8 protein-coding genes and 4 pseudogenes are annotated in these 11,114 nt (G+C 60.5%); 6 read left to right on the top strand and 6 right to left on the bottom strand.

The window, feature by feature from the left end:
- Positions 1-250: 250 nt before the first annotated feature.
- The 4 genes and pseudogenes from istA to QJT82_RS44120 all read left to right on the top strand — a co-directional run.
- Complete coding sequence (gene istA / locus QJT82_RS44105) at positions 251-1,792, top strand: IS21-like element ISFK1 family transposase (protein ID WP_011090936.1); 1,542 nt, start codon at positions 251-253, stop codon at positions 1,790-1,792.
- A gap of 18 nt (positions 1,793-1,810) precedes the next feature.
- Positions 1,811-2,572: an IS21-like element ISFK1 family helper ATPase IstB gene (gene istB, locus QJT82_RS44110; protein WP_264641754.1), complete on the top strand. Its 762-nt coding sequence runs from the start codon at positions 1,811-1,813 to the stop codon at positions 2,570-2,572.
- A gap of 110 nt (positions 2,573-2,682) precedes the next feature.
- Positions 2,683-2,922, top strand: a pseudogene (locus tag QJT82_RS44115) (integrase core domain-containing protein); the annotation flags it as partial.
- A gap of 147 nt (positions 2,923-3,069) precedes the next feature.
- Positions 3,070-3,704 (top strand): annotated as a pseudogene (locus QJT82_RS44120) (DDE-type integrase/transposase/recombinase); the annotation flags it as partial.
- On the opposite strand, the gene QJT82_RS44125 reads toward QJT82_RS44120, so the two are convergent.
- A complete protein-coding gene (locus QJT82_RS44125; RefSeq protein ID WP_162130962.1) occupies positions 3,613-3,939 on the bottom strand; it encodes a hypothetical protein in 327 nt (108 codons plus the stop codon). The pseudogene QJT82_RS44120 and the gene QJT82_RS44125 overlap by 92 nt on opposite strands.
- 332 nt (positions 3,940-4,271) lie before the next feature.
- On the opposite strand from QJT82_RS44125, the gene QJT82_RS44130 reads away from it, so the two are divergent.
- Positions 4,272-4,601, top strand: a complete 330-nt coding sequence (locus QJT82_RS44130; protein WP_016848551.1) for a hypothetical protein — start codon at positions 4,272-4,274, stop codon at positions 4,599-4,601.
- A 94-nt stretch (positions 4,602-4,695) separates the two neighbouring features.
- Positions 4,696-5,293: pseudogene (locus QJT82_RS44135) on the top strand (transposase); the annotation flags it as partial.
- Here QJT82_RS44135 and QJT82_RS44140 read toward each other — a convergent pair.
- The 5 genes and pseudogenes from QJT82_RS44140 to QJT82_RS44160 form a co-directional block, all read right to left on the bottom strand.
- Positions 5,281-5,532, bottom strand: a pseudogene (locus tag QJT82_RS44140) (IS5/IS1182 family transposase); the annotation flags it as partial. The pseudogenes QJT82_RS44135 and QJT82_RS44140 sit on opposite strands and share 13 nt — an antisense overlap.
- Positions 5,533-6,084: 552 nt before the next feature.
- A complete protein-coding gene (locus QJT82_RS44145; RefSeq protein ID WP_011090946.1) occupies positions 6,085-7,131 on the bottom strand; it encodes an ATP-grasp domain-containing protein in 1,047 nt (348 codons plus the stop codon).
- Positions 7,122-7,985 (bottom strand): 7TM domain-containing protein, encoded by an 864-nt coding sequence (locus tag QJT82_RS44150; RefSeq protein ID WP_014498636.1) that lies wholly within the window; start codon positions 7,983-7,985, stop codon positions 7,122-7,124. Before QJT82_RS44150 ends, QJT82_RS44145 begins: the two co-directional genes overlap by 10 nt.
- Complete coding sequence (locus QJT82_RS44155; protein WP_014498635.1) at positions 7,982-9,604, bottom strand: gamma-glutamyltransferase; 1,623 nt, start codon at positions 9,602-9,604, stop codon at positions 7,982-7,984. Before QJT82_RS44155 ends, QJT82_RS44150 begins: the two co-directional genes overlap by 4 nt.
- Positions 9,605-9,611: 7 nt before the next feature.
- A complete protein-coding gene (locus QJT82_RS44160; RefSeq protein WP_223153794.1) occupies positions 9,612-10,850 on the bottom strand; it encodes a lysine 2,3-aminomutase in 1,239 nt (412 codons plus the stop codon).
- Positions 10,851-11,114 lie beyond the last annotated feature (264 nt).

Genomic DNA, 11,114 nt, shown 5'->3' on the forward strand with positions numbered 1-11,114 from the left:
CGGCAGGCCCGAGATTTTCAACACGGATCAGGGCAGCCAGTTCACCAGCCTCGAGTTCACCGATGTGCTGCTGGACGTGCGCGTTTCGCGGGATCGTGAGCGCGGATTTCAGGGGATCGTGAGCAGAGATTTCAGACGATCGTGAGCAACGATTTCGCGGGATCGTGAGCAAGGCTTTCGGAGCCTTGCAGCGCTTCGGCCGACAACTCAACCGGCTTAGGGATGACCTCGTGGTTAACGAGGAAGCCCAATGCCTACCCAGAGATTGTCGATGCGCCGGATCAAGGAAGTCCTTCGGTTAGAACATTTTCAAGGCCTGCCAGAGCGGGCCATCGCGCGGAGCGTGGGCGTCAGCAACGGCGTTGTGCACAGCTACCTGAGCCGCGCCCGCTCTGCTGGGTTGAGCTGGCCGCTTCCGGAGGGAATGACCGATGAAGACCTGGAGCTTTTGCTTTTCCCAGCCCCACGACCAGCGTCTCAGAGCCCGCAGCGGCCGGTGCCCGACTGGAGCTACATCGATAAGGAGCTCCGCCGGCGCAACGTAACCCGTCGCCTGCTCTGGGAGGAGTATCGCGCCGTTAATCCCGACGGTTTCGGGTACACGTGGTTCTGCACTACCTACGAGGCCTGGAAGGGGCGGGTCCGACCTTCGATGCGGCAGATTCATCTGGGCGGCGAGAAGGTGTTCGTGGATTTCGCCGGCGACACCATCGACATCGTCGATCCCCTGACCGGGGAAGTGCAGCCGATGAAGCTGTTCGTCGCGGCGATGGGCGCTTCGAACTACACCTACGCCGAGGCCTGCCCCAGCGAGAGCTTGGCCGACTGGATCCGGGCCCACGTCAACTTGTTCACGTTTTTGAGCGGTGCGCCGACGTTCGTGGTCTGCGACAACCTCAAAGCCGCCGTCAGCAACCCCGACCGCTACGATCCCGGCCTCAATCGCACTTATGCCGAGATGGCGAGCCATTACGGCACGGCCATTCTCGCCGCACGGCCGCGGCGCCCAAAAGACAAGGCGAAGGTCGAGGTCGCGGTGCAAATCGCCCAGCGCTGGATTCTGGCCCGGCTGCGCAATCAGCGCTTCTTTTCCCGGGCCGAGCTCAACGCCGCCATCAAGACACTCGTCGACGAACTCAATGCTCGTCAAATGCGTGGCTTCGGCTCAAGCCGCGCCGAACTGTTTGCCGAACTCGACAAACCCAAGCTAACCCCGCTGCCAGATCAGCCTTATGCCTTCGCACGCTGGAAGCGCTGCCGCCTCGCTCCCGATTATCATGTCGAGGTCGACGGCCATTGGTACTCCGCGCCGTATCGTCTGATTGGCGAGCTGGTCGATGCCCGTATCGACGATCGGACGGTCGAGATCTTCCACAAGGGCCAGCGGATCGCCAGCCATGCCCGCGCGCCCAACCGACGCGGACACACCACCATCGCCGACCACATGCCCAGCGCCCATCGCCGCTACGGCGAATGGACCCCCGCCGCGGTGATCGCCGCCGGCGAGCGGATCGGTCCTTCGACAGCAGCGTTTTTCCAGGCCGTGATCGACGCCCGGCCCCATCCAGAACAAGGCTTTCGAACCTGCCTTGGCATTCTGGCGCTCGTCAAAAGCTACGGCGCCGAACGCCTCGACGCAGCCTGCCGGAGGGGCATCCTCATCAAGGCGCGCTCCGTCGCCTCGATTAGATCGATCCTCCAGAACGGCCTCGATCGCACGTTCTTCGACGAATCTTTCGAGCACCAGCCCCTGCGCCACGGCAACATCCGCGGACGCGACTACTTCCACTGAAGCAAGGAGAGACCCGGCATGCTTAACCACCCAACCCACGAACGGCTGATCGAGCTTGGCCTGACCGGAATGGCCAAGGCCTTCGAGGAGCAGCGCCGATCGCCCGATCTCGAAGCCCTGCCGTTCGAAGATCGCATCGGCCTGTTGGTCGACCGCGAAGCCGCCGAACGCGACACCAGGCGGCTCACCACGCGCCTCAAGATCGCCGCACTGCGCCAGACTGCTTGCGTCGAGGACGTCGATCTGCGCACCCCGCGGGGCATCGACCGCGCCGTTTTCGCCAAACTCGTCGAAGGTCGCTGGATCGATCGCCACGAGAATTTGCTCGTCACCGGGGCAACCGGCCTGGGCAAAAGTTGGTTAGCCTGCGCGCTCGGCCACAAGGCCTGCCGCGACAACCGATCAGTCCTCTATCATCGCGTTCCAAGGCTGTTCGAGGCGCTCGCGCTCGCGCGCGGAGACGGACGTTACGCCCGGCTCCTCAAAAGCCTCGGCCGCGCTCAGCTTCTGATTTTGGATGATTGGGGACTATCGGTGCTCACCGCCGCGGAACGCCGCGATCTGCTCGAAATCCTCGAGGACCGACATGGCCGCGCATCCACCATCGTCACAAGTCAGTTCCCCGTGGACACCTGGCATGGAGCCATTGGGGACCCCACGGTCGCCGACGCCATTCTCGATCGCCTCGTCCACAACGCCCACCGCCTCCAGCTCACCGGAGAAAGCATGCGAAAACGCAGCGCCAAAACCATCACCCTTGACGGCCAACCAGAACACTGACTCTATCTCCCATCGGCCGTAGCGGGCTGCTCACGATCGTCTGAATTCAGTGCTCACGATCGCGCGAAATCGATGCTCACGATCCGTGAAATCCGCAGCTGGACGCGAAGATCGCCATCAGCATGGACGGCAAGGGCGCCTGGCGCGACAACGTGTTTGTCGAGCGGCTCTGGCGCACGGTCAAATACGAAGAAGTTTATCTCCGCGCCTACGACAGCGTGTCCGAGGCGCTAGCGTCAATTGCCAAGTATCTGGCCTTCTACAATCAGGGACGCCCTCACTCGAGCCTTGACGGGCGCACGCCCGACGAGGCTTACTTCGGCACGCAAGCTATGGTGATGGCCGCATGACCGTCGCCGACGATTTTGTCGTCGCTCTGGTCGGGCTACGCCCTCCCGACGCAACGACAAAATCGTAAAGCCCCGCGTTCAGCATAACCCGGCAGGAATCCACTTAAATCCAGCGGGGCGCTGTCCAAACAACCGGGGCCAGCTCTGGCGCATGACCTCATCACCAGCCCGGCCTATGTGGTGATCAAGGCCGCGAACGAGTTCAAGGACAAGACGACGGCCGTCAGTCAGCTCTGGCAGACCGACTTCACCTACCTCAAGATCACCGGATGGGGGTGGTACTATCTCTCGACCGTGCTTGACGACTTCTCGCGCTACATCGTGGCCTGGAGGCTTGGTCCCACCATGTGCGCTTCCGATGTCACAGCCACCCTCGACCAGGCACTCGCTGTATCCGGCCTTGACCACATCGCCGTCGCGCACCGGCCAAGGCTTCTCAGCGACAATGGTTCGAGTTACGTGGCGGACGATCTGGCCAAGTGGCTCGACCAGAAGGGCATGCAGCATGTGCGCGGCGCTCCGTACCATGACCCAGGGAAAGATCGAGCGGAAAGATCGAGCGCTGGCATCAGACGCTGAAGAACCGCATCCTGCTCGACAACTACTACCTGCCCGGTGATCTCGAACGTCAGGTACGGGCCTTCGTCGAACACTACAATCACGTCCGTTATCATGAGAGCATCGACAACCTCACAGCAGCCGATGCCTACTTCGGCAGGGCCGAGGCGATCCTCGCAGAACGAAAACGCATCCGAGGGAAACGATCCATTTTTCCATCATGACCGTGATCCCAAGCTCTTTTTCCGTCTCTATCCTTGCTGCGTTGAGTGCTGCGACCGCTTGCGTTTGGTCGACAAACGAACCCTCCAAGGTGGTGTTCGGAAGAGTAAATAGAGTGTCGTCATGGTCCAGAATCCAGGGAAACCAGCCGTACTCGATCGCATTTGTAAGAAAGTGTTCGTGCGGGTCTGGCCTAGCCTCTTTTAGATCGTACGAGGCAATAAATGTGGGCATCATGGTTGCTCCACTCTGCGGCGCACACGCGGACTTGGAGGCACGCGGACATGACTCGACGCCGTGGAGAGTGAAAACCCGCCGCTGTTCCTGCCGCGCCCACGCTGCCAGTGAAGTTGGCGGCGGTGACTCGGCGCTCACGGCTCCGGAAGCGCTGTCCCCACCACGCGCTGCAAACTTCGGTGGCCAGCCTTCGCCCTTGGATTAGCGAGACCGACCACCTCCCCGAGAGGCTCAATTCCAAGGGCGCTACCAGACAGTATCGCTGAGAACGACTGGAAGCACCTACCAAGATTGGTTGGTGCCGATCTGATGTGGCCTGGGGCAAATGCGCCATGGCGACTGAATTAGATACGATTTTTGATGTGATTGAGCGTCACCGCGAGCTTTCCGCGCAGCACGCCGCCGCGGCATCGGTATCCTCGAAACTTGTCGCAGGTCCCGAGTTTGATGCCGCCGACGCGATCAGCGAGGAAAGAGGGTTGGCTCTCGAGGAGTATGCAGACGTGCTCATCCACTCCAAGCCTACTACGCTTGCGGGCGTAATCGCCCTGAGCCGCTACGTAGCCAGCCTACCGGCTTGGCTGCTGTCTGATGAAAATGATTGGCACCAATCGTTTCTGAGGACGCTGGCGGACGCGGTGGATGAGATCGGTGTGAGGTAGCGCCACCTCTGGAATTGAACCGGCCGGTGCGCGGGAAGCGCAAGAGAGCTATCGCTGAAAGTTGGTGACGGCGGAATCGCAAAGGCGGCACCCCGTGGGGGGGCTTGACGCCTCCACTTCTCCACCGAAGGAGCGATATGCCGTGTCCAACGATAACGTCATCCAGCCGATTCAGCCAGGAATCGTTGACGATCAACTCACAGAAGTCTTGCGCAACGGGGCACGTGCCTTCTCGCCAAGGCGGTCGAGGCCAAAGTCGCAGACTTTCTCGGCCAGCATGCCGATTTGAAGACCGCGGACGGCCACCAGCGCATCGCGCGCCACGGTCACCTGCCGGAGCGCGAGGTGATGGCCGGCATCGGTCCGGTCGCCGTCCGCCGGCCGCGTGTACGCGCTCGCGAGGCGGCCGCTACCTGGGCGCCGGTTCTCTCCGTCGATGCTGCGGCCAACATGCGCCACTCCAAGTCGATCGAGACACTGCTGCCGATCCTTTACCTGAAAGGGATCTCGACCGGCGACTTCTCCGAGGCGCTGCCGGCGCTGCTCGGCAACGATGCTGGCGGGTTGTCGGCATCCGCGATCGGCCGGCTGCAGGACGTCGGATTGACGAGCACGCCGCGTGGCAGAAGCGCGATCTGTCGGCGAAGCGCTACATCTACATCTGGGCCGACGGCATCCATTCCAAGCACCGCCCGCACAGCGCTTCGTCAGACAGATTGTGCATATGTTTGAGGATGAACAGCCCGGCCACGAGCCTCGTTGGCAGCGGCGGCTGGCCCGGCCCGGTGCGACACACCGAGCTGAAGCGCTTCGCCAGAAAATCCCAATCAATCTCCGCCGCAAGCCGCACCAGCGGATGACGAAGGTTGATGATCGCATCCAGAGAAGCCCGAAATAGGTCGTCCTGGCGATCGTCGCGCGGCTGACTCACGGCCCGTTCTCCAACAGCGAATCTTGCCGTCAAAGGAATCACGATCCACCAAAATCCGGTATCCCAAAACGCAAGAAACCGACCCTCCCCCCGGCTTTCTTGCAAAATCGAATACTTGCTCAGGTTAAATCATCGCGACGTATCAATCGCTTCCGAATTCTTCACGGGCGGCTAGCGAAGAATTTGAGGAGCTGATCTCGTCGCAGCGTCTTGCGAAAGATGACGACTCCTGAAACATCCGAGCCATGCACCTTGCCAGTCTCCCGGCGCACCAACTGTAAAGCTAAGATAACGAGGCAGTCGGTACCGGTCGTTATCGCGGTCTGCATATGTCGCCGCATTTCCCGCCAGGTCCTTTCGCGCACGCAAGCCGTTTCCGCCCATCCCTCCGGAAGTGCCGGCACCAACAACCCGAGCGCACAGCTTCAGCGATCGTCTGCATCATCAGTTTCGAGTCCGGCAGGAAAACCGCCCTCCATTTGCCTGTGCAAACATCGCTATTGTTGCTCCGCCGAACCATACGATCGACAAAAAGTGACAGCTCTCAACACACTACCCAGCGGCATAATAAATCCGCTCGCGATTTGACGGTTGTTCGGCCTGGGAAATGCCAGTTCCGAAATACCGCGCGTGGGCGACGTCGAGGATACCGTTGACCAAACTCGAGAAGGTGTACCCGGCGGCTTTCGCGGCCAGGACATAAGACGCGCCGATACCGAGTGCGGCCATCGAGTTGATCTCCAGGACAAAGGGGTGCCCGGAGCGGTCGATCCGGATGTCGACGCGGGCGTAATCCCGGCAGCGGCAGGCGCGGAAGGTCGCAACCGAAATATCCCGCAGTATTGTCGCGAGATTGCTCCCGACCTGCGCCGGGCAAATCTTCTGGGGCTCCACGACCGCCATGTGCATCTTGTCTTCCCAAGTGATAAGACGCGTCTCGCGCTCGCCGAAGTCCTGCTCCACCAGAGGCAACGCCTCAAGCTCTCCGTTTCCCAGCAGGGCAACGCAGATCTCCCGCCCTTCGATGTATTCTTCTACGAGTGCATCCTGCGCATATTGCGTGACGATCACTTCTACGGCCTGTCTCAACTGGGCGGGCTCATATACGAGCTGCAATCCGAAGCTCGTGGATTCATGACGCGGCTTTACTACCAACGGGAAGCACAGATCGCCGGTACTCTCGGTGCCCCTACGCATCACACGAAAGTTCGGCGTCGGCACGCCGCAATCGCGGATGAGCTGTTTGGTAATGGCCTTGTCGAGCGCCAGTGCGTGCCCGAGCGGGCTGGAGCCGGTGTACGGAACGCCAGCCATCTCGAGCATGGCCGGAACGTGCGTGTAGCGGCACTCGCCCTGAATTCCGTACGCCATGTTGAAAACGATCCCTGAAGGGCGGGCTTGCGAATCGGGTGGCATGAACCGCTCAAGCGTCGCGAGCAGTCCTTTATCACCTTCGCACAGCAGCGTGTCGTGGTTACCCTCTTGCAGTGCCGCCACCACGCTTTCGACCGTCTTGCGGCCGTATTTCTCCGGGCAAGGTTGACCGAAGTGGTTGATCACGCCCCTATGATCATCGTTCCACACGACGGCTACCCGCATGAGCTGCTCCCTGTATGTTGCCGGCTTTCACGTTCATTCGCCTGGATTTGGCAGATCGAGAGGGACGGCTCGCCTGGAGTGCCCGCGCCCCAAGGCCAGGCGACGAGCGGGTTCACTCCTTCCAACAAGCGGAAATCGAGATACTTGTTGATTAGCAAAATGCACCCGGCCTGCACCAACAGCAGTTCCGGGAATCGCAGGAAGAGTTCCAACGTGCCTGGCAAACTCGATAGAGCCACGATGATGAGGGCGGCCAACACCGTCGTGAAGGCGCGCCAGATCGCTTCACGGACTCCATTTTGGTCGAGCACTTTTGCGAAGCTTTCGCAGGTCAAACACAAGGCGATAACCGGAAAGAACGCAATCTCACGAAGCCAGGCGATATGCCACCATTCCCCCGCGGTCAAAGGCGCAAACAGCAGCGCTGCCGCCAAGCTCAACAGCACAGCCACTCGCGCGTAACTGTGGTCTGTCTTGAGCAGCGGCCGCAAGGCGACAACGACGAGGAGTACGAACAGCAGGAAGGCAAGGCTGATCGGGATGCTGACGGTATCGAAAGCCATCGCCAACAAGATCGGCCGAAGAAGCCCCAGCACCCTGACGCCAAGAGTGAGGCGAAAGAGTACGACGAAGACAGCTCCCAAGGAGACGAACACCACGCTCTCGGCTGACTTGTGGAACTGGGCCGGTAACTCTGTGAGCGAAACAAAACTCGCACTGATGGACGAAGTCGATAGCATCGGCAGTTTGGCGAGCGCTACGCCGAGCGGCAGGACAAAGAGGCCCACGAGCAACCAATCGGTCTTTGGCGCGGCGTCCGCCGAGGCATTCTTATTTCTGCACGTTTCACTCAAGAGAGCACCTCCACCAGGCCATCACGCCGGGGATCGGCAGCGCCTTTCGCGCTTCCGTCAGTCATGAGTTGGAGCGCGTTGACCGAACCCATCGCAAAATTGAGTCGTGATTTGACGATTGGGATGCGGTTACGGGCGCGCAATCTTGCCAACAGGGCATTGCTGGCTGCCGGCCGCTCGATCCAGACTTTGCGACCGACCAGTCCATGTACGCGAGGCGCCGCCACAGCGTCCGTGATATCCAAGCCCAAGTCGATGACTCCACTTAGGACATGGAGAATTGCCGAAATGATCCGTCGACTGCCGGCGGCGCCCAGTGCCAGGAGCGGGCGGCCGGTGGCGCCCTGTAACACCAGCGTTGGGGCCATGTTCGAGCGCGGTCGACAACCTGGTCCGAGCTCATAGGGGTGAGAAAGGCGGGGACACGTGCACAGATAATTGTTGTAGAGGAAACCCAGATCCCGGTGTGCCACCTTGGCGCCGAACACCGATTGGATAGACTGTGTCAGCACTACAATGATGCCATCTCGATCGCAGACCGAAAGATGGGTCGTATCGCCCGGTTCTTCGGCACTGTCGGTCGCGAGCTCTTTGGTACTTTGCGGCGCCAGGATGCTATCTGCGACTTGCCGCGCGTAATCTTCGCTCAACCGCCCTTGACGCGATTGCGGAATGAGATCATCGGGCAGCAACGGGCGGAGCTCCCGCTCGCGAAAGACGGCGGATGACGCGAGCGCGATCGCTTCGTGCCAGCTATCGTCGGATGACTCCGAGTTTGTCGCTGATATCTGCGCGATGATGTTAAGTGCAAACAAGAGTTGCAGTCCGCCGCTAGGCGGCGGGATGCTGAGAATCCGATGGCCGCGATAGGACGTCGAAACCGGCTCCACCTGTGCGGGCGGACCGCAGCTTGCTAGATCTTCTTCGGTGATGAGACCGCCGGCCGCTCGCATATCGGCTGCGATCTGCCGGGCAATTCCGCCGTGATAGAAGTCCTCGGTGCCGAAATCGGCCAACCGGCGAAGCGTGCCCGCGAGCTCCGGTTGTCGAAACATGTGGCCGATTTCCGGTGGCAGACCGTCTTGGAGAAACAGCTCACCGGCCGGCGATGCTCGCAGATCATCGGCCACCCATCGGGCTTGTCGGTGCTGCAATGGCGTGATCGGATAGCCTTCTTCCGCAATGCGGATCGCTGGCGCCATCACAGTTTCGCGGCTGAGCACGCCGTATTTCCTGTGCGCCCAGTCCAGCGTCGCGGGAGTCGATGGAATCGTGCAGGAGCGATACCCGCGCCGCTGCTGGCCCGCTTTGATCGTGTCGAGCGAAGCGGCTGCGGGCGCACGGGAATGTCCGTCGATGATCCGAATTCGATCATCCGCAAAACGGACGAGCAACACGGTCTGCCCGCCCAGACCCGATGCACTGGGTTCGCACACGCAAAGCGCCCAGGCGGCGGCCACAGCGGCGTCGATCGCGTTTCCGCCGGCGCGCAGGATTTCCACCCCGGCTTCGGTAGCGTTCGGGAAAGCCGTCACCACAGCCTCGTGGCGCTGCCCTACGGAAGCGGCAGGGCCGTCGAGCTCCACGCGCTCCAAGTTGGGCATCAGCATCGCGCGCATTTCGATCTCAGCCTTCGGGCAAATCGTCCAACCAGCAGGCGCCCTCGACGTGCCGCCGGGAAAAGACCTTTCCGAGTTCTTCGGGAATCTTGTTTTGATGATATCGCATATACACGCGGCCATCGGCACCAAGGTCGAGAACCTCGATCTTCCCCGTGTAATGGGACATGATGTATTTGAACGTCTTCTGGATACCGCTGAGACGTCGGTTGATGCCGCGCGCGATCTCTATACCGCGCCGCAGCGAGACCTGAAAGTGCGATGCGCCTTTCACCGGCCTGCCTTGAAAAAGATAATAAGGGCGGACGCCCATTTGGTGACACTTTGCAAAGGTCGCCGCCAAGATTTCGGGATCGTCGTTGACTTTCGCCAGAAGCACGGACTGATTCAGAAACTGCACGCCCTGTGCGCGTAGCGCGCGAATGTTGCGCTCCGCATCGACCGAGATCTCGCCGATGTGGTCGAAATGCGCGACGATCACTGCGGTCTTTCCCGCTTCACTGATCCGCCGGAACAACGCCGGGAGTGCGGGATCCTCAAACCGCCTGGGTGCGAAGGCGACTATTTTTGTGCCGAATCGAATTGACTCCAAGTGCGGGATCGGTAGCAGATGATCAAGAATCTTGCCGAGCTTAGCGGTGCTGAGCACGAACGGGTCGCCTCCAGATAGCAGCACGTTCGTCATCTCAGGATGGCCGGCGATATACTGCGCGACCCGGGCGAAATCGGGCGCGATCTCATCGGAGTCCTTGCCGACGATGCGTTTGCGAAAGCAGTAACGGCAATAGGACGCGCAACGGTCCGTTACCAGCAGCAGACCGGTCTGCGCGTATTTGTGCTGAAGCCCGGGCACGACGGTATTGTCATGCTCGCCGCTGGTGTCAAGACTTCCGGGACTCTTGAACTCAGCAATTGTGGGCTCTACAATGTATTTAAGCTGGTCGTAGTAGCCACTGTTGGTGATCTGATCGCGATAAAAATTTGTGGCGTGATACTGCGTGATGTTGTTGGCTTGCAGCTCACTCTCGGTAATGGCGCGCGCGCCCTCGATGAAATTCATGACCGCGGTGTGCGGCCGCAGGCCGTGCGCGATAGGCCGTGATGAGGTGCGCAAACCCGCGCCTCCGGGGTTGTCAGCATGAACAACTCCTTGTTGATCTTGTGATGAGGACGGTATCTCGACCACCGGACGTCTTCCGGTGGCGACGCGAGCTTGCGCAGATCGGCCTAGCATCTTGTTCGTCATAGCTGATTCTCCCCAGCGCGTGGACCGGAACTGATCCCCGGGCAAAGTCTGGACTAGCAATTGATGTGCCACCAGAGACTCTGTGTAGTTAAGCTTCAATGACAATAGGATGATGCGTCTCTTCTGCGCAGCACGAGACGCAGAGTCGGGTTGCCGACATTGTGTCACCAGCCGGACGCGAGTGAATACTAGTACCCACTTTTCTTGGAACGTGAGTCGTGATTCAAGGTCGGGATGATACCCGAAGCAAGAGAAGTCCACCTT

This window comes from Bradyrhizobium sp. Mp19 (genome assembly GCF_029952935.1).
In the GTDB taxonomy this organism is placed as follows: Bacteria; Pseudomonadota; Alphaproteobacteria; order Rhizobiales; family Xanthobacteraceae; genus Bradyrhizobium; species Bradyrhizobium elkanii.